General features: G+C 42.5%; 20 protein-coding genes. 18 read left to right on the forward strand and 2 right to left on the reverse strand.

The window, feature by feature from the left end:
• Nucleotides 1-434: 434 nt before the first annotated feature.
• From PSF09_RS16570 to PSF09_RS16580, 3 genes are all read left to right on the forward strand, one after another.
• Entirely contained in the window at nucleotides 435-1,781 is a 1,347-nt protein-coding gene (locus PSF09_RS16570; RefSeq protein ID WP_004914933.1) for an NCS2 family permease, read from the forward strand.
• A 263-nt stretch (nucleotides 1,782-2,044) separates the two neighbouring features.
• A complete protein-coding gene (locus PSF09_RS16575) occupies nucleotides 2,045-3,694 on the forward strand; it encodes a Na+/H+ antiporter (RefSeq protein ID WP_210835806.1) in 1,650 nt (549 codons plus the stop codon).
• A gap of 57 nt (nucleotides 3,695-3,751) precedes the next feature.
• Nucleotides 3,752-4,651, forward strand: a complete 900-nt coding sequence (locus PSF09_RS16580; protein ID WP_272666219.1) for a carboxylate/amino acid/amine transporter — start codon at nucleotides 3,752-3,754, stop codon at nucleotides 4,649-4,651.
• Here the strand turns inward: PSF09_RS16580 and metR are convergent.
• Complete coding sequence (metR, locus tag PSF09_RS16585; RefSeq protein ID WP_210835804.1) at nucleotides 4,536-5,492, reverse strand: HTH-type transcriptional regulator MetR; 957 nt, start codon at nucleotides 5,490-5,492, stop codon at nucleotides 4,536-4,538. The genes PSF09_RS16580 and metR overlap by 116 nt on opposite strands.
• 108 nt (nucleotides 5,493-5,600) lie before the next feature.
• Here metR and metE point away from each other — a divergent pair, with 108 nt between their 5' ends.
• Complete coding sequence (gene metE, locus PSF09_RS16590) at nucleotides 5,601-7,874, forward strand: 5-methyltetrahydropteroyltriglutamate--homocysteine S-methyltransferase (RefSeq protein ID WP_272666218.1); 2,274 nt, start codon at nucleotides 5,601-5,603, stop codon at nucleotides 7,872-7,874.
• 215 nt (nucleotides 7,875-8,089) lie between these two features.
• Here metE and PSF09_RS16595 read toward each other — a convergent pair whose 3' ends face one another.
• Nucleotides 8,090-8,479 carry a YidB family protein gene (locus PSF09_RS16595; RefSeq protein ID WP_004914918.1) on the reverse strand — a complete coding sequence of 130 codons (390 nt, stop codon included), beginning with the start codon at nucleotides 8,477-8,479 and terminating at the stop codon, nucleotides 8,090-8,092.
• Nucleotides 8,480-8,861: 382 nt separating this feature from the next.
• On the opposite strand from PSF09_RS16595, the gene ltnD reads away from it, so the two are divergent.
• From ltnD to ubiB, 14 genes are all read left to right on the forward strand, one after another.
• Nucleotides 8,862-9,770, forward strand: coding sequence for an L-threonate dehydrogenase (gene ltnD / locus PSF09_RS16600; protein WP_210835801.1), 909 nt, complete (start codon nucleotides 8,862-8,864; stop codon nucleotides 9,768-9,770).
• Complete coding sequence (gene otnK / locus PSF09_RS16605; RefSeq protein WP_272666217.1) at nucleotides 9,767-11,044, forward strand: 3-oxo-tetronate kinase; 1,278 nt, start codon at nucleotides 9,767-9,769, stop codon at nucleotides 11,042-11,044. Before ltnD ends, otnK begins: the two co-directional genes overlap by 4 nt.
• On the forward strand, nucleotides 11,037-11,678 hold the full coding sequence (gene otnC, locus PSF09_RS16610) for a 3-oxo-tetronate 4-phosphate decarboxylase (protein ID WP_109912576.1): 642 nt from the start codon (nucleotides 11,037-11,039) through the stop codon (nucleotides 11,676-11,678). Before otnK ends, otnC begins: the two co-directional genes overlap by 8 nt.
• Nucleotides 11,679-11,688: 10 nt before the next feature.
• Entirely contained in the window at nucleotides 11,689-12,468 is a 780-nt protein-coding gene (gene otnI / locus PSF09_RS16615) for a 2-oxo-tetronate isomerase (RefSeq protein WP_272666216.1), read from the forward strand.
• A gap of 12 nt (nucleotides 12,469-12,480) precedes the next feature.
• Nucleotides 12,481-13,248 (forward strand): DeoR/GlpR family DNA-binding transcription regulator, encoded by a 768-nt coding sequence (locus tag PSF09_RS16620; RefSeq protein WP_004914906.1) that lies wholly within the window; start codon nucleotides 12,481-12,483, stop codon nucleotides 13,246-13,248.
• Nucleotides 13,249-13,311: 63 nt separating this feature from the next.
• A complete protein-coding gene (gene denD / locus PSF09_RS16625) occupies nucleotides 13,312-14,271 on the forward strand; it encodes a D-erythronate dehydrogenase (protein ID WP_210835793.1) in 960 nt (319 codons plus the stop codon).
• A 10-nt stretch (nucleotides 14,272-14,281) separates the two neighbouring features.
• Entirely contained in the window at nucleotides 14,282-15,658 is a 1,377-nt protein-coding gene (locus tag PSF09_RS16630; protein ID WP_004914902.1) for a GntP family permease, read from the forward strand.
• A gap of 289 nt (nucleotides 15,659-15,947) precedes the next feature.
• The gene (gene udp / locus PSF09_RS16635; protein ID WP_004914901.1) at nucleotides 15,948-16,706 is read left to right on the forward strand and encodes a uridine phosphorylase; all 759 of its coding nucleotides are present in this window, start codon (nucleotides 15,948-15,950) and stop codon (nucleotides 16,704-16,706) included.
• Between the two features lie 274 nt (nucleotides 16,707-16,980).
• Complete coding sequence (locus tag PSF09_RS16640) at nucleotides 16,981-17,763, forward strand: tyrosine-protein phosphatase (protein ID WP_272666214.1); 783 nt, start codon at nucleotides 16,981-16,983, stop codon at nucleotides 17,761-17,763.
• Nucleotides 17,764-17,913: 150 nt separating this feature from the next.
• The gene (locus PSF09_RS16645) at nucleotides 17,914-18,444 is read left to right on the forward strand and encodes a DedA family protein (protein WP_004914898.1); all 531 of its coding nucleotides are present in this window, start codon (nucleotides 17,914-17,916) and stop codon (nucleotides 18,442-18,444) included.
• A gap of 107 nt (nucleotides 18,445-18,551) precedes the next feature.
• Nucleotides 18,552-19,907, forward strand: coding sequence for a DNA recombination protein RmuC (rmuC, locus tag PSF09_RS16650; RefSeq protein ID WP_272666213.1), 1,356 nt, complete (start codon nucleotides 18,552-18,554; stop codon nucleotides 19,905-19,907).
• Nucleotides 19,908-19,982: 75 nt separating this feature from the next.
• A complete protein-coding gene (ubiE, locus tag PSF09_RS16655; RefSeq protein WP_047756010.1) occupies nucleotides 19,983-20,738 on the forward strand; it encodes a bifunctional demethylmenaquinone methyltransferase/2-methoxy-6-polyprenyl-1,4-benzoquinol methylase UbiE in 756 nt (251 codons plus the stop codon).
• Nucleotide 20,739: 1 nt separating this feature from the next.
• Nucleotides 20,740-21,393, forward strand: a complete 654-nt coding sequence (locus PSF09_RS16660) for a ubiquinone biosynthesis accessory factor UbiJ (protein WP_272684185.1) — start codon at nucleotides 20,740-20,742, stop codon at nucleotides 21,391-21,393.
• Nucleotides 21,380-23,014, forward strand: a complete 1,635-nt coding sequence (gene ubiB / locus PSF09_RS16665) for a ubiquinone biosynthesis regulatory protein kinase UbiB (RefSeq protein ID WP_004914885.1) — start codon at nucleotides 21,380-21,382, stop codon at nucleotides 23,012-23,014. Before PSF09_RS16660 ends, ubiB begins: the two co-directional genes overlap by 14 nt.
• The last annotated feature ends 92 nt before the right edge of the window (nucleotides 23,015-23,106 follow it).

The raw sequence follows: 23,106 nt of genomic DNA on the forward strand, positions 1-23,106 counted from the left end.
ATAAGTTTTTAGCTATTGGTTTTGTAAGCAAATATTCTTGGATTGTATCAAAGAAATAACCTTCCTCTTTAAACAGACATTATATGAAAGGTATTTAGCTATTTTTACGTAAAATAAATGTAACTAAAAAGAATCATTATTTGAAAATAATGTTCATTGCTTAAAAGCCTGTATATTTGGGAGTAAAAAAGAACAAACGGGTAAGAAATGCTAAAAATGCTTGATCATCCCCCCTGTTTAGAATGATAATTGCTCTCCTCACGATACGTTTTATTCTATTTTAAAAACCAAACGATTGCGTAACTGTTTTTATTGGGATTTTTTCTCAGTTAGTTTGTTTTTTCTTAAAAACGTAATCGTTTACGTCAACGTGAAAATTAGTCGTTAGCAGTATTTGAAGGTCGTCGTTTTCCATTAAACAGCAGAGGTATACCATGTCAGGCCAACAGGCTTCATCCAGTTGCAAATTGGATTCATTTTTCAAGATAACAGCGCGCGGCTCTTCAGTTCGCCGTGAAATCATTGCAGGATTAACCACATTCTTAGCGATGGTTTATTCTGTCATCGTTGTACCTGGCATGTTAGGGCAAGCAGGGTTTCCACCAACAGCGGTCTTTATTGCAACTTGCTTAGTGGCTGGCTTTGGTTCCTTATTGATGGGGTTATGGGCCAATCTACCGATGGCAATTGGTTGTGCTATCTCACTGACTGCATTTACCGCGTTTAGTTTGGTGTTAGGGCAGCAAATTAGTATTCCTGTGGCATTGGGCGCTGTCTTTTTAATGGGGTGTTTGTTCACCATCATTTCTGTTACAGGTATCCGTAGTTGGATTTTACGCAATATGCCAATGGGTATTGCACATGGCACAGGTATTGGTATCGGTTTATTTTTACTGTTAATTGCGGCTAATGGGGTGGGTTTAGTGATTAAAAACCCAAATGCAGGCCTGCCTGTTGCTCTAGGTGAATTTACTTCTTTCCCTGTATTAATGTCATTGGCTGGGTTAGCGGTCATTTTTGGTTTAGAAAAACGCCGTGTTCCGGGTGGCGTATTACTTGTTATTATTGCAATTTCAATTATTGGTTTAATTTTTGATCCTGCGGTTAAATATCAAGGCTTTTTCAAGTTGCCTTCATTGGGTGATGATGGGCTTTCATTGGTTTTCAATATGGATATCATGGGCGCATTGCAGCCAATGGTATTGCCAAGCTTACTTGCATTAGTGATGACCGCTGTTTTTGATGCAACGGGGACTATTCGCGCGGTGGCGGGACAAGCCAATTTATTGGATAAAGACGGCCAAATCATTGATGGTGGTAAAGCGTTAACCGCAGACTCAGTGAGCAGTATCTTTGCGGGAGCGATTGGCGCATCTCCTGCGGCGGTGTATATTGAATCCGCAGCGGGTACCGCTGCTGGTGGTCGTACAGGTTTAACCGCAGTAGTTGTTGGCGTACTGTTCTTACTCATTCTCTTTTTATCGCCACTTTCTTATTTGGTGCCTGCCTATGCAACAGCGCCGGCATTGATGTATGTCGGGCTTTTAATGTTAAGTAATGTCTCTAAGCTTGATTTCGATGACTTTGTAGATTCAATGTCTGGTTTATTGTGTGCGGTATTCATTGTTCTGACTTGTAATATCGTCACAGGTATCATGTTGGGCTTTGCTGCTTTGGTTATTGGTCGTATTTGTGCAGGTGAATGGCGCAAATTGAATATTGGTACAGTCATTATTGCGGTACTTTTAGTGGCGTTTTACGCTTCAGGATTGGCAATCTAAAGTATATTCTTTCAAGAGGGTGGCTAATGTTGCCACCTTTTTAACTTATTGTATTAATTAATCGTAAAGTCTCAATTTTTTCCCCGAAAATGGATGGCTAGGGATAAAATAGAGAGAAGGCGGTTAATCAAGTGGATGTGCATGATTTCCACTGGTGACTGGCTGGGTTTTAATAATCATGGTCTGGACGGTGCTATCTCTTACTATGCGGCGGCAGGCAATATTTTAGGTTCTAGTCGCTAGGTTAATTCAGTAAGGGCAACATGGAAATTTTCTTTACTATTCTTATTTTGATTTTAGCTGTCTCTGTTTCAGGGGTTGCCGCTAAAATTCTTCCTATTCGTATTCCTCTTCCTCTCATTCAAATTGCTATTGGTGCGCTATTAGCTTGGCCTCAATTCGGCCTACATGTCACCTTTGACCCAGAACTTTTTATGGTTCTGTTAATTCCACCTTTGCTGTTTGTTGATGGGTGGAAAACGCCAACACGCGAATTCTTTCAAAATGGTCGAGAAATTTTTATTTTAGTGTTGGTTCTTGTACTGGTTACAGTGATTGGGATTGGTTATTTAATTTACTGGCTGATGCCAGGTATTCCATTGATTGCAGCATTTGCTCTAGCGGCGGTGTTATCGCCAACCGACGCCGTTGCCTTATCATCCATTGTCGGAAAGGGGCGTATCCCTAAACGGATGATGAGTGTGCTAGAAGGGGAGGCATTGATGAATGATGCCTCTGGTCTGGTAGCATTAAAATTTGCAGTAGCAATTGCTATGGGGACGATGGTATTTAGTGCCTCTGGCGTCACCATTGAATTTTTCAAGGTCGCGATTGGTGGGCTACTCGCGGGTATTATCGTGACTTGGTTATACAGTAAATCATTGCGTCTAATGAGCCGTTGGAGTGGTGATGATCCTGCAACCCAAATTGTGTTTATGCTATTGCTACCATTTGCGTCATACATGATAGCGGAACATATTGGTTTTTCAGGTATTTTAGCCGCTGTTGCGGCCGGTATGACCATCACAAAATCCGGGGTTATCCGTAACGCTCCGTTAGCGATGAGACTACGTGCTGATAGCGTTTGGTCGATGCTTGAATTTGTCTTTAACGGGTTGGTTTTCATCATGTTAGGGCTTCAATTGCCCGGTATTTGGGAAACGTCTGTTATCCAAGCCGATCTCGACCCAAGCGTAGAAACCTGGATGCTATTCGCGGCAGTAGCCATCATCTATTTTGCTCTACTGCTATTGCGTTTCTGTTGGCTATGGCTGATGAAAAGGTTTAGCCGTTTATTCTTAAAGAAAAAGCCACTGCAATTTGCTAACTATACCGTACGTGAGCTTTGGCTAGCCTCTTTTGCAGGGGTACGCGGGGCGATTACCTTAGCGGGTGTGCTTTCTATTCCGTTATTTTTAACCGATGGCTCACCATTCCCAGCGCGTTACCAGCTAGTATTTATTGCCGCAGGGGTTATCTTATTTTCCATTTTTGCAGGTGTGGTTGCTTTACCGCTTCTGCTGCGTAATTTTACCGTGGGAGACAAAGAAGCCGATGCCAATGAAATTCGAATGGCAAAAGCCGCAATGGCAGAAGTGGCGATTGTCAGTTTAAATAAGATGCAGGAACGTTTATCTGCAGACGTTGATGAAAAACTCGATTCAGAAGATATCAGTGAAGTCGCTTCCCGTGTGACAGGTTATCTAAGACGACGCACGGCAGGGCAAGATGAAATTGATCATAATTTGCTGATTGAAGACCTTGAACGACGTTTCCGTTTGACGGCATTACGTGCGGAGCGTGGTGAGCTTTATCACTTACGTGCAACTAAGAAAATCAGTAATGAAACGCTACAAACGTTGTTGGTTGATCTGGATTTATTAGAAGCCGTCTTGATCGAAAAAGAGCATTAAAACCAAAAAGCGAGTATTCTAGCCAACATTGTTAAGTTTGGGGCGAAATACAGCATTATGTGGTTACTTGTTATCACGACGCTGCTTTGGGCAGCGTCGTTTAGTCTTATCGGCGAATACCTTGCAGGCCAAGTAGATAGTTGGTTTTCAGTACTTGTACGGGTGGCACTAGCTTCGCTCGTTTTTTTACCTTTCCTACGTTGGCGCCAGTTTAGCGCTAAAGTGATTGCACTCTATATGCTAGTGGGCGCTTGCCAACTTGGCATCATGTACTTATTTGTATTCCATGCTTATCAATACCTTACTGTTGCCGAATTTTTGCTTTTTACGGTATTAACACCACTATATGTCACGTTAATTTATGATTTACTAGAACGGCAAAAGCTGCGTAAAGGCTATTTGTTTAGCTCTCTATTGGCGGTCATTGGCGCGGCAATTATTCGCTATGACCACTTGAGCGAATCTTTTTGGTTAGGTTTGCTTTTTGTGCAGCTAGCAAATATCTTTTTTGCGATTGGGCAGGTGGGGTATAAACGTTTGATGGAGGTGCATCCGATCCCTCAACATCAGGCTTTCTCATGGTTTTACCTTGGTGCAACGTTAATTGCATTACTTGGGTGGTTGCTATTTGGTAATAAATCGATGATGCCGACAACAACTCTCCAGTGGGGTGTCTTACTCTGGTTGGGGATTGCAGCTTCAGGCATTGGCTACTTTATGTGGAACTATGGCGCAACCAAAGTTGATGCTGGAACCCTTGCTATTATGAATAACATGATGGTCCCAGCGGGGTTATTAGTTAATTTTGCTATCTGGCAACAACATCCGGATTGGCTGAGTTTTACCATAGGATCGAGCCTAATAGTTGCTTCTCTTTGGGTGCATAAGCGTTGGATCCTTTCGCGGCCTTCACATAAGACAAGTTCTCCACAGCGTGATCAGTCGTCGTCTCAGTAAACGCCTCAATAGCTGGCTGGTGCTGCTCTCCTTCACGGCAAGCTGCATACAGCCGGCTCCATAAACCGCTACCCAAGGTTTTGGTTTTAATCAACCCTTGCTTTTCAAATGAATCAACCGCCCAGTGAGGCAGTGCGGCAATACCCATTTTAGCTGCGACCATTTGAATTAAAATTAATGTGTTATCAACATTTTTTACGTTAGGTGACACGCCTGCAGGTTGCAAAAAATGGCGCCAAACATCGAAGCGATCCCGTTGTACTGGGTAGATAAGCAACGTTTCATCTGCCAAATCATGGGGCTCAATATGCGGTCTTTTGGCTAACGGATGGTCATTCGCCACAATCAATTTTACTTCATAATCAAACATTGGCGTATAGTGGATGCCTTGATCTGGCAAAATGTCAGAGGTCATCACGATATCCAATTCCCTTGAAAGTAATTCAGGCTGTGGGTCGAACGTCACCCCAGATTTAAAATCGACGCTAACTTGAGGCCAAGTTTGCCTGAATTGCTGTAATGCAGGGGTCAACCACTGAATGCAGCTATGGCATTCAATAGCGATGCGTAACGCACAAACCCCAGGCTCATTACATACTCGAATGGCATCTTTCACTAATGGCAGGACTTGTTGTGCTAATTGTAATAAGACTTCCCCTTGTGGCGTAAAGCGCAATGGTTGGCTTTTACGAACAAATAACCGGAAACCTAGCCGATGCTCTAAATCACTAAATTGGTGTGATAAAGCAGACTGTGTCTGGTGCAAGTGTGTTGCTGTTGCCGCTAATGAACCGTATTGGCTGAGCGCTTGCAATGTTTTTAGATGTTTTAATTCGATCATGAGAAACCTTCACGGTGACAATGAATAATTTGCGCTTGTGCTTTATACAGTACCTGTTGATTATGGATGTGTAAACATCTAGACGGCTAAATATTTTAAGGGGTCAATATGTCTGTTATAAATCATACACTTGGATTTCCACGTGTCGGTCTAAAAAGAGAGCTCAAACGTGCACAAGAAGATTATTGGGCAGGTAAAATTGATCAGACCACACTATTAGAAACCGGTTATCAGTTACGTGTGCGCCATTGGCAGCAACAAAAAAATGCGGGCGTTGAGCTATTACCCGTTGGTGATTTCGCTTGGTATGACCAAGTGCTGACAACCAGTTTGCTATTGGGCAATGTGCCGCCACGCCATCAAAATGAAGATGGTTCGATTGATTTAGATACCTTATTTCGTGTTGCTCGCGGTCGCGCACCAACGGGCAAACCTGCTCCAGCAGGCGAGATGACTAAGTGGTTTAATACTAACTACCACTACATCGTGCCTGAATTTCAAAAAGGGCAACAATTTTCCCTGTCTTGGACACAGCTGTTTGATGAAGTCGATGAGGCATTAGCATTAGGCCATAATGTGAAACCGGTTATCATTGGTCCTATTACTTACCTTTGGTTAGGTAAAGTGAAAGGTGAACCGTTTGATCGCTTATCATTATTGAATGAATTATTGCCTGTATATCAGGAGATCCTGTCGCGTTTGGCAGAAAAAGGCCTTGAGTGGGTGCAAATTGATGAGCCTGCATTAGTGTTAGATTTACCAGAGCAATGGCAGCAAGCTTATCAGCAGGCTTACCAAGCGCTGTCAGGCCAAATCAAATTACTGCTAACCACTTATTTCGATGGAATTAGTCACCATGTAGACTTGATTAAGCAACTCCCTGTGCAAGGTCTACATGTCGATGTGGTTGCAGGCGCTGATGATATTGAAAAATTACACCAAATACTGCCAGCAGACTGGGTATTATCACTAGGAATTATTAATGGTCGTAACGTATGGAAGGCTGACTTAGGGGAAAAATTCTTACAGGTGAAGCCGCTCTTAGGCCTGCGTGATATATGGGTAGGAACGTCATGTTCATTACTGCACAGCCCAATTGACTTAAATGATGAGGCACGTTTAGATGCTGAAGTGAAAAGCTGGTTTGCTTTCGCTATCCAAAAATGCGAAGAACTCGCTCTGTTAACAAAAGCATTAAATCAGCCAACAGACAGCCATATTGCTGAATTAGATACATACAGCGCACCTATTCGAGCGCGTAGAACATCAGCCCGTGTGAATAATGCTTCAGTGGCTCAGCGTTTGGCGGCAATCAGCGAAGGGGATACAGAACGTTATAGCCCCTATCCACAGCGAGCAGCACGCCAACGTCAACGCTTTAACTTACCATTATGGCCGACAACCACGATTGGCTCATTTCCTCAAACAAGTGAAATCAGAACATTACGTTTAGACTTCAAAAAAGGGAATGTGGATAAAACCTACTATCGCACCAATATTAGTGAGCATATTAAGCAAGCCATTAAAGAACAAGAAATTTTAGATATCGATGTTCTTGTACATGGTGAAGCCGAACGTAATGACATGGTGGAATACTTCGGTGAGCACTTTGATGGTTATGTATTTACCCAAAATGGTTGGGTGCAAAGTTATGGTTCACGTTGTGTAAAACCGCCGGTGATTATTGGTGATATTAGTCGCCCAGAAGCGATTACAGTAGAGTGGGCAAAATATGCTCAGTCTTTAACGGAAAAACCGGTCAAAGGGATGTTAACCGGCCCAGTCACTATTCTGTGTTGGTCATTCCCACGTGAAGATGTGAGCCGTGAAACGATTGCGAAACAAATTGCGCTAGCCTTGCGTGATGAAGTCGATGACTTACAAAAAGCGGGTATCGGTATTATTCAAATCGATGAGCCTGCACTGCGTGAAGGGTTACCATTGCGTCGAGACGAGTGGGCGGCTTACCTTAAATGGGCGGTTGATGCTTTCAAACTCAGTGCTGCGATTGCGGATGACGACACGCAAATTCACACCCATATGTGCTATTGCGAATTCAATGACATCATGGATTCCATTGCGGCATTGGATGCCGACGTGATCACGATTGAAACATCACGTTCAGATATGGATTTGTTAGATGCATTCGAAGATTTTGATTATCCAAATGAAATTGGTCCAGGAGTGTACGATATTCACTCACCAAATGTACCGAATGTGGAATGGATTGTTGCGCTATTAAGAAAGGCAGCGAAGCGTGTTCCGGTTGAGCGCTTATGGGTAAACCCAGATTGTGGCTTGAAAACTCGCGGCTGGCCAGAAACTCGCCAAGCATTAGCCAACATGGTTGAGGCAGCGAAACAGCTTAGAAATGAGCAGTAAAATGGCGACTAGTTAGTGTGTCAAAAAGGCAGGGAAACCAGCCTGAGGTTGTTGACAAAGCGGGAGAAAAGCGTGGTTTTTCCCGCTTTGTGTTATCAGCCGAAAATCAATAAATTGATTTTCCTCGTTTATTTTCAAAACCTATTCGACTTGCCGCCAAACATAATATGTTTGTCAGCAGTCTGAGGCAGGGAAACCTGCCTTTTTAGAAAATATTAACCAAATAATTTGGATTTTAGTAAGTTCATACCGATAGAAGCTAAATCGAGGTTTTCTGGAACTTCACCATTTGGTGTGGCGCTGTCAACTAACTGAGGAAGATATTTAGCAATCATTTCTGAGGTTGCTTGAGGTTCTAAGCCTACCTGTTGAGCCAATTCTTGGATATTAGCATTTCCAAAAACTTGCATTAATTGGCTGGCATCGATAGGTAAATTATTCCCTTCACTGATCCACGAGGCAATAACACCACCTAAGCCTTGTTCATTAAATTTTTCGATAACACCTTGAAGGCCACCTTGATTCTCAACCCAGTTTATTACTGATTGAAACTGTTGCATTTTATCGCCTGCAACCATACCCATCATTTGCTCAAACAACCCCATGTTATCTCCTAGGCAATCCGCCAATTTATGCTCTCATTCATAGTATGGAGCATTATTCAAAAAATTGTAGTCGGCTATTTTCAGCAATTTAAGTTTTAGGTCAATAGAAATGATGCATTGAATATAGCCCAGTAGAAAAACCACGGTTTATCATTTGTGAATTAAACGTGAATAAACATAATATGCATCACATTTTTTATCACATCATCCTGTGAACGTGTGTTTAAGGTGAGCTTTCTTTTATTTTGTTTTAATTCAGTTGTTTAGGTTTAATTTGTTGGTTTTTTATATTATCTCAAATGTGATATTAGTCATGTGTTTGTGAATTTTATTGTGTAAAAATTCACAACAGTCACGAAGATTAACAACATCAGGGGTCATTATGGGAAATTTCGTTAATAAAATTGGCGTGATTGGCCTAGGTTCTATGGGGATGGGGATCGCACAATCTCTTATAAAAAATAACATTCCTACCTATGGATTTGATTTAAACCAAGATGCATGCAAAAGCCTATTTAATGCAGGAGCAATTGCAGTGGGGCAAAATGCAGCGGAATTTGCCCATGAAATTGACGCTTTGTTGCTGGTGGTGGTTAATGGTCGTCAAGTTGAAGCCATTTTGTTTTCGGGTGAACAGCCTCTGGCTGAACAACTACGTCCCGGTACAATTATAGTGTTGCATAGCACACTCTCCGCGGAGCAAACCAAAAACATCGCTCAGCGCCTTGCCTTATATCAATTACCCCTTGTGGATGCGCCTATTTCAGGGGGGGCAATTAAAGCTGCTGAAGGAAAATTGACCGTAATGGCCTCAGGAGAGCCAGCTTTATTTGAGCAACTTTCACCTGTATTTGACGCTATTTCTGAGCGCCTATACCGCGTAGGGAATGAAGTTGGCTTAGGTTCAACCGTCAAAACGATTCACCAGTTATTAGCTGGGGTACATATTGCTGTTGCGGCAGAAAGTATGGCTTTAGCCGCCAAAGCGGGTATTGAGCTTGACGTGATGTACGACATTGTCACGCATGCAGCTGGAAATTCATGGATGTTTGAAAACCGAATGCAACATGTCTTAGACGGTGATTATACGCCAAAATCTTCAGTAGATATTTTTGTCAAAGATTTAGGGCTAGTGATGGAAACAGGAAAAGCATTAAATTTCCCATTACCACTTGCTTCAACAGCTCATCAAATGTTTATTTCAGCGAGCAATGAAGGCTTAGGTCAACAGGATGACAGCGCGGTGATCAAAACATTTAAAGGTATTACTTTACCGGAGAAAAAAGCATGACAGTGAAGTTAGGCGTAATAGCAGATGATTTTACCGGTGCGACAGATATTGCAGGCTTTATGGTGCAAAACGGTTGGAAGGTTGTTCAGTTATTGAATGAACCCGATGAGAGCACACCAGTACCACAAGATGTTGATGCAATAGTGATCAGTTTAAAAAGCCGCTCTTGTCCTGTCGATGAAGCCGTCAGTGCATCGACCAATGCATGTAATTGGCTGAAACAAAAAGCGCATTGCCAGCAAATTTTCTTTAAATATTGCTCGACGTTTGATTCAACCGAAAAAGGCAATATTGGCCCCGTTACAGATGCATTAATGGCACAACTGGGCACAAACTTAGCATTAGTTTGCCCCGCGCTACCCGTTAACGGTAGAACGGTGATTCATGGACATTTATTTGTGAATGGCCAGCTACTTAATGAAAGTGGTATGCAGCATCATCCTGTAACGCCAATGACCGACGCAAATTTATTGCGTGTGATGGAAAAACAATCAAAAGGTCAAGCCGGTCTAATCAAACTTGAAGATATTCAAAAAGGCAGCGATGTTGTTAGCCAAAAACTGACCGAGTTAGCCCAACAAGGTGTGAGTTACGCGGTTGTTGATAGCTTAACAATGGATGATTTGCTCCCTATCGCACAAGCGGTTAAAGCGATGCCATTGTTGACAGGGGGGTCCGGTCTCGGTGCTGCACTGGCCAATGTGGATAGCCAATGTCCATGGGGCGGTACAACGCAACGAGGTGAAAAGCCAACAGGTAAAAACAGAAAAACAGTTATTTTATCGGGAAGTTGCTCGGTAATGACTAACAAACAAGTTCAGGCTTATCAGCAAGTTGCTCCTGCAAAAATGTTGGATGTGGGTGAGTGTTTAAATAACCCTGAGTATGCCAAAACATTGGCAGATTGGGTGCAAGCACAGCAACTAACGGGTTTGGCGCCAATGCTTTATGCCACTCAATCACCTGAATTACTGAAAAAAACACAAGAGAAATACGGTGCTGCGGAGTCGAGTTTCGCGGTTGAGAAGGTATTTGGTGAGGTCGTCGCGCTGTTGCAAGCGAAAGGGTATGACACCTTTATTATTGCTGGTGGTGAAACCTCCGGAAAAGTGGTTCAAAGCCTTGGGACAGAACAATTAAGTATTGGCTCACCAATCGCCCCAGGTGTGCCATGGGTACAGGACTTAGCAAGCGGTAACTGGTTAGCGTTGAAATCAGGTAATTTCGGCCAAGAAAATTTCTTCCAGTTTGCACAGGAGATGTTTAATGAGTGATGAAAAGGCGCTGCGCCAAGAGTTAGTCGATTGGGCTAAATCAATGTTTAACCGTGGTTACAGCAGCGGTGGTGCAGGAAATATTAGTGCTCGGTTACCTGATGGTTCGATTATTGTGACACCGACAAATTCCAGTTTTGGTGATTTAGACCCTAGCAAACTGAGTAAACTCGATGCACAAGGAAATTGGATTGGGGGAGATAAACCGACAAAAGAAGTTTCTATGCATATGGCGATGTATTTGCAACGCCCTGATTGCCAAGCGGTTGTTCATCTTCACTCACCTTGGTTAACGGCGTTGTCTTGCTTGCCGGGGTTAGATACAAAAAATTGTTTACCTCCAATCACACCTTATTATGTGATGCGAGTGGGGAAACTGCCATTGATTGAATACTTGCCACCGGGGGATGACCGAATTGGTGAGGAAATTGCAAAATTAGCACCGACACATAATGCGGTATTGCTATCGAATCATGGTCCGGTCGTGGGTGGTAAAACGTTAAGACAAGCGTTCTTCAATGCAGAAGAGTTAGAAGATACTGCTCGTTTATATATCACATTACGCCCACATGGCTTTACAACATTAACGCAAGAGCAAGTTGAACAGCTCGAAAGTCGTTATCCACAAAAGTAGCGAGGCGAAAATGGCTAAATTTGCTGCAAATTTAAGCATGATGTTTACCGAAGTGCCTTTTATACAGCGCTTTGAACGTGCTGCAAATGCGGGGTTTAACGGTGTTGAATATCTCTTCCCTTATGAAGAAGATGCCAATGTTATTGCGGGTGAACTGAGTAAATACCATTTAACACAGGCCCTGTTTAATATGCCTGCGGGAAATTGGGCTCTGGGGGAGCGCGGTATGGCGTCGATCCCAGGTCGTGAGAGCGAATTTGCCGAGGGCGTACAAACTGCATTGAAATACGCAAAAGCATTAGGCTGTAAACAAGTTCATGCGATGGCGGGGAAAGTGAATGAAAATTATACACTTGAACAGCAAACCGCGTGCTATATCAAAAATATTCAATATGCGGCAGATGTGATGGCTGAGCACGGTATTCGTGTGCTTATCGAACCCATCAATACCCGCGATATGCCTGGGTATTTTTTGACGACGCAAAAACAAGCGGAAGCATTACTGCCTGAAATTAATCGTGAAAATGTATTTATCCAGTTGGATTTATATCACTGCCAAATTATGGAAGGTGATTTATTGAAAACAATTGAACGTTTATGGGGTAAATTTAGTCACATTCAGATAGCGTCAGTCCCATATCGTCATGAACCGGATAGCGGTGAAGTCAATTACCCATGGATTTTTAAGCAGTTGGATGAAATGGGGTATGAAGGTTGGTTAGGATGTGAATACCATCCTGCAGGCCGCACCGAAGATGGATTAGGCTGGCTTAAACAAGCAAATTCATAATTAGGAGAACCTATGCTCCCTTCTGAGCGTCGTGATTTTATTTACCGTTACGTGCATGAACATCAAACCGTATCGATCAGTGATTTGGTTGAGCTAATGAATGTCTCTCATATGACAGTACGACGTGATATTCGGATGTTAGAAGAAGAAGGGAAGGTGCTCAGTATCAGTGGTGGCGTTAAGTTAAATGATGTGTTGCGCCAAGAGCTACCTTGGAGTGAAAAGGCGCGGTTGCATCATCGCCATAAGCGTGAAATTGGTCAGTTTGCCAGCTCATTAGTTGAAGATGGGCAAGTAGTGTATCTCGATGCAGGAACCACCACCTTTGAGATAGCGCGCGTACTCGGTGAGCGTTTTAACTTAACGATTGTCACTAATGATTTTTCGATTATGCAGTACTTAATGAATAAATCGCAGCTAAACCTATACCACACCGGGGGATTGGTGGATAAACGTAACCATTCTAGTGTAGGAAATACTGCTGCGATGATGCTGAAAACGCTCAATGTTGATATTGCTTTTATCAGCACCAGTTCATGGGATTTACAGCACGGGGTTTCTACCCCACATGAAGAAAAAGTTCAGATAAAACAAACGCTATTGGATGTTGCCCGTCGCTGTGTATTGGTTTCAGACAGTAGCAAATTCGGCAAATATGGCATGTTTCGTGTTTGCCCATTGAATCAATTGCACGACATCATCTGTGATGACCAGTTGCCAGCTGATGTGGTGCAGCGGATAACAGAACAAAACATAAAACTTCATTTAATCAAGACATAAAACATAAATAATCTTACCTAAAACTGCATAGCCAGCAAAAAGGCTATAGCAAGGAGAATTACAATGAAAGTTATTATTACTGGTGGCGCAGGCTTTCTGGGCCAGCAGCTAGCCGCTGCTTTGCTTAAAAATAGCCAGGGTTTAAAATTTGACCACCTTGTTTTAGCCGATATTCAATGCCCTACATCACCAGTTGAAGATGCCAGAGTCAGTTGCGTTGCGCTAGATTTAACGCAAGCAGGCGCGGCCGATAAACTGATCGATGCACAAACTGACGTGGTTTTCCACCTTGCCGCTATCGTAAGTAGCCACGCTGAAAGTGACTTTGACTTGGGCATGAAGGTTAACTTCGAAGCTACTCGCCAATTATTGGAAGTTGCTCGTGCCAAGAACCCAGCAATCAAATTTATGTTTACCAGTTCTCTTGCCGTGTTTGGTGGTGAGCTACCGGATGTCATCACAGACTTGTGTGTCGTTAACCCACAATCGTCCTATGGTGCTCAAAAAGCAATGTGTGAACTGATGGTCAATGACTATTCACGCAAAGGCTTTGTTGATGGTCGGGTGATGCGTTTGCCAACCATCAGTATTCGTCCTGGTGTACCCAATAAAGCGGCATCTTCATTCGCAAGCGGCATTATTCGTGAACCATTAAATGGGGTTGAAAGTGTTTGCCCTGTCTCCCCTGACCTTGCGCTATGGTTATCCAGCCCTGAAACCGTGATTAACAACTTTATTCATGCGGTCAGTATCCCAGCTGAGAAATTTGGTAAATCTCGCACTGTGAACCTGCCAGGTATTACGGTTACTGTTCAAGGCATGATTGATGCTCTGCGTGATGTTGCAGGCCAAGAAGCGGTGGATCTTATTCGTTTTGAACCTGATGAAGGCATTAACCGCATTGTGGCGAGCTGGCCGGGTAAATTTGATATCAGCCGTGCATTGGATCTCGGTTTCCGTGCAGATGGCTCGTTTGGTGATGCGATCCGTTCGTTTATCACTCACCACGGCTCGTCTAAGTAGGAGATAGCCTATGTCCTATATTCCTGTTATTGGCCTCGCAGTGGCCATATTTGTCCTGATCTTTTTAGTATTACGCACGCGTGTTCATGCGTTATTAGCCATGCTAATTGCTGCGGCAATCGCGGGTGTATCTGGTGGTTTGACCGCCGCAGAGACAGTGACAGTCATTACAAAAGGCTTTGGGTCAACACTTGGTAGCATCGGTATTGTTATCGGACTCGGGGTAATGATGGGAAGGGTGCTGGAAGTTTCAGGTGCTGCTGAACAAATCGCTTATAGCTTTATCAAATGGTTAGGTAAAAAACGTGAAGAATGGGCGTTAGCGATTACGGGTTATATTGTTAGTATTCCTATCTTTGTTGACTCTGCTTTTGTGATTTTATACCCATTGGCAAAAGCATTAGCCAAAAATGGTAAACGTAGCATACTAACTTTAGGCGTTGCACTCGCTGGTGGGTTAGTGGTGACACACCACACCGTTCCACCAACACCAGGGCCTTTAGGCGTGGCAGGGATTTTTGGTGTCGATGTTGGCGCCATGATCCTAGCGGGTATGAGCCTGGCTATCCCTTGTGTTATCGGTATTGTGTTTTACGCAAAATGGTTAGGGACTAAGTACCCTGAATTTATGCCAGATGAAACGGGCAGCGAAGACCTGAAAGAAGTTCACGCTCGTTATATGGAAGAAAAAGCGAATAAGCCATTACCAAGCCTGTTCTTATCGCTTTTACCGATTATTACACCTATTTTGTTGATTTTTATCAATGCTATCAATGGATTAATTCTCAAAACAGAATCTTTCCAAGGTATGGAAAGTAATTGGTATTTCCAAACATTTGAATTCTTAGGCGCACCAATTATTGCATTATCAATTAGTGTGTTGATCTCTGTTTACACATTAATGCCAAAAGCAACAAAAGAAGAAGTCATCGACCGTATGGAAGAAGGCTTACAAGCAGCGGGTATTATCCTGCTAGTTACGGGTGCGGGTGGTGCATTAGGTGCGGTACTGCGTGATAGTGGCACAGGAAATATTCTTGCTGAACATGTTGCAAATCTGCCGATTACACCAGTATTGATTCCGTTTATCATCGCGACATTGGTTCGTTTGATTCAAGGTTCGGGTACGGTAGCAATGATTACCGCAGCATCTATTTCTGCACCAATCATTAGCCAAATACCGGATATTAACTTATTGGTCGCTGCGCAAGCGGCAACCATGGGGTCTCTGTTCTTCGGTTACTTCAACGACAGCCTGTACTGGGTGGTGAACAGAATGATGGGAATTAAGGACGTTAAACAACAAATGATTGTTTGGTCTATTCCGACCACCATTGCGTGGGCGATAGGCTTAGTTGGTGTCCTCGTTCTTGATGTAATTCTCTAACATAGCGTTATCAGTTTTAGTTCTGCCAAATAATCAAAGCGCCCAGCAATTAGGGGCGCTTTTGTCGTTATGCCAAACTTTCATCTATACTGATGGCAATGGAATTCAAAGAGAAATAAAATCCATGAATTTGTGTGATATATATCACCAAATTATGAAATCAATCTTTTATTGTTTTCATTAAAAGTGATGTTCATCACTAAAAAAATATCGTTTTCTCGCTATATTACAAATAACGATTAATCAGTATTGACTGATTTAATGATGCCATTGTGTAAAGGAGTTTGAAATGTCTGACGTTTTCCACTTAGGTTTAAAGAAAAGTGACTTACAGGGTGCGACCGTAGCGATTGTTCCTGGGGATCCTAACCGTGTTGAAAAAATTGCACGTCTGATGGATAACCCTGTGCACCTTGCGTCATTACGTGAATACACCTCTTGGCGTGGTGAGCTTGACGGAAAAGCTGTCATTGTTTGTTCAACCGGTATCGGTGGTCCATCAACGTCAATTGCAGTTGAAGAACTTGCACAGCTTGGTATCCGTACTTTCTTACGTATTGGTACAACAGGTGCAATCCAAGAAGATATCAATGTCGGTGATGTTCTGGTGACAACTGGGGCAGTGCGCCTAGACGGTGCTAGTCAACACTTCGCACCATTAGAATACCCAGCTGTTGCTGATTTTGACTGTACTAATGCGCTTTATGCCGCAGCGAAAGATGCCGGTGCGACCGTTCATGTTGGTGTTACTGCATCATCTGATACCTTCTACCCAGGTCAAGAGCGTTATGATACCTATACTGGCCGTGTGATGCGTCATTTCAGAGGTTCGATGAAAGAGTGGCAAGACATGGGCGTAATGAACTACGAAATGGAATCAGCCACATTGCTGACTATGTGTTCTAGCAGTAAAGGATTACGTGCTGGTATGGTTGCGGGTGTTATCGTGAATCGTACCCAACAAGAAATTCCAAATGAAGCGTTACTGAAGAAAACTGAAGGTAACGTATTAAGTATTGTGGTTGAAGCTGCACGCCGCTTACTGTAGTCCGTGATTTACTGGCCCGTTTACTTGACTTTCACTCGGTTGTGGACAAAAAGTAAGCGGGCTTAGTCCCTTTATCCACTTTTCATTTCTCTTTATTTCCTCGATAGATTTGGCAATTACTAATCAATTTACAGGAAATATTCTGATCCTCTTATTTGCTAGATCTGTTATTGTCATAAAAACAATTATCAATATTATGTGCCCTTAAATTATTCAGGTTACGTTTGTTTTATTGCTAACTTGAATGAAAGCTATAGGGCGAAAAGGAATTATTATGTCAACAACACCTTATCTTCATCCTTCTGTTCTGCCTTTGAAGGGCGGTATTAACTTCCGTGACCTCGGTGGTAAAAAACTTGCTAACGGTGGCAAAATCAAGCCCGGTGTCCTGTTTCGTTCCGGTGCGTTAGACCGATTAACACAGGAAGACGAAGCGGTTTTGCGTTCACAAAATCTTTTCCAAATCATTGACTATCGTGATGAGGCTGAAATCTTAGATAAGCCTGATGTCATTTGGCAAGGCGCGCATTATGTACATGCGCCAGCAAATCCGCTAGCCAAAGAAGTCACCGCAAATTTAGATAAATTAACGCCAGAGATATTGGAACAATTTGATCCGCAAGCCTTTATGTTCCGTTTATATGAATTGTTACCACTGAACAATCCTGCTTATCATCAATTAGTCAATTTACTCAAACAACCAGAAAAAGGTGGCATAGTACAACACTGTGCGGTAGGAAAAGACCGTACAGGAGTCGGGTCTGCGCTCGTGTTATTTGCTTTAGGTGCAGATTTAGACACCGTAATGGAAGATTACTTACTGACTAATGAAACACTCGCACCTTACCGCAAACACTTACTTGAAGAGCATGCAAAAACGATGGACGAAAGCATCGTGAAAAAATTCGAGTACGTCTATTCGGTACGTGAAGACTTCTTGAGAACAGCACTAAACAGTATTGAAAGCCAGTATGGCAATGTTGACCAATGGCTAGAAAAAGATTTTGGTTTAGGAAGGCAGCAACGAGAAGCACTGCAAAGCCAGTTTCTGGACTAAGTTGCTCTAACTGGAACATGAGTTGTCGGATAATCCGTTTTTCTTTATCCACAACTCGGTTTTTTCAAAGGTGTTTTGGCTTTGTTTAACGTTGATTTACCACTTTTTCGCTACAGTATTCTGATTATCCCCTAATGAAAGGAACTGACCGTGACACTCAATGAAATTGTCACCATAGTGACGGACTTTACACGCGAACACGAAGTATGGGCGCTTCCTATTATTTTCTTTCTGGCTTTTGGGGAATCTCTGGCATTTTTGTCGCTTCTGTTACCTGCAACGGTCATTTTACTCGCGCTCGGTGCTTTGATTGGTGAAAGTAATATTACTTTCTGGCCAATATGGTTAGCAGCAGCACTCGGTGCTTTTTTTGGAGACTGGCTTTCTTATTGGTTTGGTTATCATTACAAAGAAAATGTACGCCATATGTGGCCGATTTCTCGTAACCCGCAAATGATTGATAAAGGGCAACGTTTCTTTGACCGATGGGGGATTTGGGGCATTTTCTTTGGGCGCTTCTTCGGGCCTTTACGAGCCATTGTTCCCTTGGTTGCAGGGATTTGTGCCATGCCACAACGGCATTTCCAACTCGCTAATATCGCTTCTGCAATGATTTGGGCATTTGGTATTCTAGCGCCTGGAGCATTAGGCTTGAAATGGTTTGCGAGCTGGATAGGCTAAGCTTGCGAAGCGCTTCGCAAAATTTTCTTCGATGGCGAAATTACCTCTGGACACTTATACAGTATCCCATTACCTTACACTAGACTTTGTAAAGTAAGGATTTAACCGTGGATACCTCTCTTTTATATGCTGTTATTGGTGCGTTGAGTGGCGTTTTAATTGGTGGCTTGGCAACGTGGTTCTCTATTGCCCAAAAAATTGCGCAAAAAGATCAAGAACTGCAACAACTCAACCGCCAACTTGCGGCAAGTGACGAAAAAAATATTCACCTTGCGCAATGGAAAGAAGAATACGACAGGCTAGATCAAGAACTGCGTACTCAAAGAGATATTAACCGAGAGCAAGAAGCAGAGCTTCGCGAGGTAATCACCCGTTTTGAACAGAACCAGCTAGCCAACGAAGAAAAACAGCGCATTTTACAAAACAGTGAACAACGGCTGACAGCACAATTTGAAAACTTAGCTAACCGTATTTTTGAACAAAATGAGCGTCGTGCATCTGAGCAACAACAGAAAAGCCTATTGGCGATGTTGTCACCTTTTCGCGAGCAATTAGAAGGCTTTCGTCAGCAAGTTCAACAAAGTTTTGGCGAGGAAGCCAAAGAGCGCCACACTTTAGCCTATGAAATTCGGCAATTACAGCAGCTCAATAATCAAATGACCAAAGAGGCAGTTAACCTGACACGAGCGCTGAAAGGGGATAACAAAATTCAAGGGAACTGGGGGGAAACCATTCTTACTCGGATCCTCGAAGTTTCAGGTTTACGTGAAGGAAGTGAATTTGAAACCCAAGTTAGTATCAATACAAGTTATAATAGCCGTTATCAACCGGATGTGATTATTCATCTTCCAGAAGGGAAAGATGTGGTTGTTGATGCAAAAATGTCGCTGGTTTCCTATGAACATTACTTCAATAGCGAAGATCCACATGAACAGCAACAAGCGTTAAAAAATCATGTGGCATCTATCCGTAATCACATGCGTATGTTGAGTCGTAAAGATTACCACCAGTTACCGGGAATTCGTTCACTGGATTACGTTTTAATGTTTATCCCTATTGAACCTGCGTATTTACTGGCTTTGAAAGAAGCTCCCGAGTTACTTGATGAAGGCATTAAACAGAATATTATGTTAGTTTGTCCTTCAACATTGTTAGTCGCAGTGAGAACGATTAATAATATTTGGCGGTATGAACGCCAAGGGCAAAATGCTCAGGAGATAGCAAATAGAGCAGCAAAAATGTATGACAAGCTGCGTTTGTTTGTGGATGATATGCAGGTTTTAGGCGCCAGTCTTGATAAAGCCAATAATACTTACCTATCGGCAATGAAGCGTCTTGCTCAAGGGCGTGGAAATTTAATTAGCCAGGCGGAAAGTTTTAAAGAGCTAGGAGTCGAAATTAAGCAACCTATCCCGCCTCAATTGGTTGAGCGGTCTGATACGCCTAATTGTGCGGAATCTTAGACTTCTGATAGGGTTTTGGCTCAAAGACTGTTACACTTCCTACAAAAGTTTGAATGATAAGCAGGCATAAGAGAAATGACTGAACCAACTAAAGAAACCATTGATTTCGGTTTCCGTACTGTCGGCAAAGAAGATAAAGCTGGCCTAGTAGCGAATGTTTTTCACTCAGTAGCATCAAAATATGACTTAATGAATGATTTGATGTCGTTTGGTATTCATCGTATTTGGAAGCGTTTTACCATTGAGGCAAGTGGTGTCCGTCGTAATCAGCGGGTACTTGACCTTGCGGGTGGAACGGGTGACTTAACCGCTAAATTTTCACGTTTAGTGGGCGAAAAAGGCGAAGTCATACTCGCAGACATTAATGATTCAATGCTAAAAATGGGGCGTGAGAAACTACGTGATCTTGGTATTGTTGGTAATGTTAATTACGTGCAAGCCAATGCGGAAGAGCTGCCATTCCCTGATAACTATTTTGATTGTATTACAATCTCTTTTGGCCTGCGTAATGTCACCGATAAAGACAAAGCGCTACGCTCTATGTTCCGAGTGTTGAAGCCAGGTGGGCGTTTATTGGTATTAGAGTTCTCAAAACCAGTTATTGAGCCACTGAATAAAGCTTATGATGCCTATTCATTTCATATACTCCCTCGTATTGGTCAAGCGATCGTTAATGATCCCGATAGCTATCGCTATTTAGCTGAATCAATCCGCATGCATCCAAACCAAGAAACACTAAAAGGTATGATGGAAAATGCAGGGTTTGAACAGGTTTCCTACACCAATATGACAGGTGGAATTGTCGCATTGCATAAAGGGTTTAAATTCTAAGATGGAAGCACCATCAACACATACCGAAAACCAAAATACAGCTTTGTATTCTTTGATCACAGCATTGATGGAAACCTCTCTTAACCACATGTTGTTCAAAGAAAAAGTTCTACAGCCGGCTAGGATGCGTTTGGCTGGCAAAGTTATGGCAATTGAACTTAAAGAACTGAATAAAACGTTGACACTCGTTTTTGCTGAAAATCATGTTGATGTGTTAAGCCAGTGGGTTGAGCCTGCGGACTGTACCATTAAAACATCCATCTTTACGCTCGTTAAATTGAAAGACAAACAGCAATTAGCTCAACTTATCAATCGTGGTGATATCGTGATTGAAGGTGATATGCAAATTGTACAGCACTGGTCTTCTTTGCTTGACTTAGCTATTTGGAACCCTGCTCATTATCTGTCACCTTACATTGGTGATGTTGCAGCAGAGGGCCTTAGTAAGTTCCTGAATAAAGGTGTTTGCTTTGCATCTCATTTAGTAAAACGGCAAAAAACGTATATCAAAGACGCTATTGTTGAAGAATGGAAAATGGCTCCTAACCAGCTTGAACTCGCTCATTTTAGTGATGAAGTCGAGCAAGTGGAATATTCAATGAGTGCGCTTGAGCAACGGTTAAGCCAGTTGGAGGAGAAGAATGACACCCGGTGAAATAAAACGACTTTACTTCATTATTCGGGTTTTTCTCTCTTACGGATTAGACGAGTTAATCCCTAAAATTAAACTAACGTTACCATTAAGAATTGGTCGCTTAGGTTTCTTTTGGATTAGAAATAAGCATAAAGACAAAGCATTGGGTGAAAGGCTTCGTCTCGCCCTACAAGAACTCGGGCCGGTTTGGATCAAATTTGGCCAAATGCTATCGACTCGTCGAGATCTTTTCCCTCCCGCAATCGCAGATCAACTTTCGCTATTGCAAGACAAAGTCGCGAGTTTTGATGGCAAACTAGCACGAAGCTATATTGAAGAATCTCTCGAAGGTCCTTTAGAACAGTGGTTTGATGATTTTGATGAACAAGCTTTAGCTTCAGCATCTATTGCTCAGGTTCATACCGCAACATTAAAAGAAAATGGCAAAGATGTTGTCATCAAGGTTATTCGCCCAGATATTCTGCCAATTATTAAAGCTGACATTAAATTAATGTACCGCATTGCCAATTGGGTTCCGTTGTTGCCAGATGGGCGGCGATTAAGACCAAAAGAAGTCGTGCGTGAATACGAAAAAACGTTGATTGATGAGCTGAATTTGCTTCGTGAATCAGCAAATGCCATTCAGCTCCGGCGTAATTTTGAAAACAGCGCAATGCTGTATGTGCCAGAGGTCTATCCAGACTATTGTCGTGAAAACGTGATGGTCATGGAACGTATATATGGGATCCCAGTTTCTGATATTGCTGCGCTTAAAGCGCAAGGAACCAATATGAAACTGCTGGCAGAACGTGGCGTTAAAGTCTTCTTTACACAAGTTTTTCGCGACAGTTTTTTCCATGCAGATATGCATCCAGGAAATATCTTTGTTAGTTACGATCATCCAGAAGATCCTCAATACATAGGGATAGACTGTGGAATAGTCGGTTCATTGAACAAAGAAGACAAACGTTATCTGGCAGAAAACTTTATTGCTTTTTTTAATCGTGATTACCGCAAAGTAGCAGAACTACACGTTGACTCAGGCTGGGTTCCTTCAGACACGAATGTGGAAGACTTTGAGTTTGCTATCCGTACGGTATGTGAACCTATTTTTGAAAAACCATTGGCTGAAATTTCGTTTGGGCAAGTGCTATTGAATTTATTTAATACAGCACGTCGGTTCAATATGGAAGTTCAGCCACAGTTGGTATTATTACAAAAAACATTATTGTATGTTGAAGGGTTGGGGCGGCAGCTTTACCCGCAGCTTGATCTCTGGAAAACAGCAAAACCATTCCTTGAGGATTGGGTTCATAGCCAAGTAGGGATACCAGCAATTACTCAAGCATTGAAAGAAAAGGCACCGTATTGGGCAGAAAAAATGCCTGAAATTCCTGATTTAATTTATGGTGCATTACGGCAACATAAGTACTTACAATCAAACATAGACCAACTAACGCAACAACTGAAAAGTCAGCGTAATAAACAGCGTAAATCTCAGTACCTTTTAGGTATAGGTGCCACATTTATTCTCTGTGGGAGTATGTTCCTTATTTCGAATCTCACCCCGTTTGGTATTGTGTTTATGGTGGCAGGAGCATTGTCTTGGTTGTTTGGTTGGTGTAAAACAGGCGGAAATTAAGTAAACTTTGTTTTGCGACAAGTTTATAAGGCTGTGAACATTTCCGTATTTTGTGTTGGTTGTATATAATAGATCTAACAACAATTGATCCC

The sequence above is a fragment of the Providencia sp. PROV141 genome (assembly GCF_028481645.1).
Lineage (GTDB): Bacteria > Pseudomonadota > Gammaproteobacteria > Enterobacterales > Enterobacteriaceae > Providencia > Providencia rettgeri.

Bases quoted from the DNA above. Each gene is read 5' to 3' on its own strand.
- PSF09_RS16570 (WP_004914933.1), top strand. From the start codon at position 435: ATGTCAGGCCAACAGGCTTCATCCAGTTGCAAATTGGATTCATTTTTC.
- PSF09_RS16575 (WP_210835806.1), top strand. From the start codon at position 2,045: ATGGAAATTTTCTTTACTATTCTTATTTTGATTTTAGCTGTCTCTGTT.
- PSF09_RS16580 (WP_272666219.1), top strand. From the start codon at position 3,752: ATGTGGTTACTTGTTATCACGACGCTGCTTTGGGCAGCGTCGTTTAGT.
- metR (WP_210835804.1), bottom strand. From the start codon at position 5,492: ATGATCGAATTAAAACATCTAAAAACATTGCAAGCGCTCAGCCAATAC.
- metE (WP_272666218.1), top strand. From the start codon at position 5,601: ATGTCTGTTATAAATCATACACTTGGATTTCCACGTGTCGGTCTAAAA.
- PSF09_RS16595 (WP_004914918.1), bottom strand. From the start codon at position 8,479: ATGGGGTTGTTTGAGCAAATGATGGGTATGGTTGCAGGCGATAAAATG.
- ltnD (WP_210835801.1), top strand. From the start codon at position 8,862: ATGGGAAATTTCGTTAATAAAATTGGCGTGATTGGCCTAGGTTCTATG.
- otnK (WP_272666217.1), top strand. From the start codon at position 9,767: ATGACAGTGAAGTTAGGCGTAATAGCAGATGATTTTACCGGTGCGACA.
- otnC (WP_109912576.1), top strand. From the start codon at position 11,037: ATGAGTGATGAAAAGGCGCTGCGCCAAGAGTTAGTCGATTGGGCTAAA.
- otnI (WP_272666216.1), top strand. From the start codon at position 11,689: ATGGCTAAATTTGCTGCAAATTTAAGCATGATGTTTACCGAAGTGCCT.
- PSF09_RS16620 (WP_004914906.1), top strand. From the start codon at position 12,481: ATGCTCCCTTCTGAGCGTCGTGATTTTATTTACCGTTACGTGCATGAA.
- denD (WP_210835793.1), top strand. From the start codon at position 13,312: ATGAAAGTTATTATTACTGGTGGCGCAGGCTTTCTGGGCCAGCAGCTA.
- PSF09_RS16630 (WP_004914902.1), top strand. From the start codon at position 14,282: ATGTCCTATATTCCTGTTATTGGCCTCGCAGTGGCCATATTTGTCCTG.
- udp (WP_004914901.1), top strand. From the start codon at position 15,948: ATGTCTGACGTTTTCCACTTAGGTTTAAAGAAAAGTGACTTACAGGGT.
- PSF09_RS16640 (WP_272666214.1), top strand. From the start codon at position 16,981: ATGTCAACAACACCTTATCTTCATCCTTCTGTTCTGCCTTTGAAGGGC.
- ubiE (WP_047756010.1), top strand. From the start codon at position 19,983: ATGACTGAACCAACTAAAGAAACCATTGATTTCGGTTTCCGTACTGTC.
- PSF09_RS16660 (WP_272684185.1), top strand. From the start codon at position 20,740: ATGGAAGCACCATCAACACATACCGAAAACCAAAATACAGCTTTGTAT.
- ubiB (WP_004914885.1), top strand. From the start codon at position 21,380: ATGACACCCGGTGAAATAAAACGACTTTACTTCATTATTCGGGTTTTT.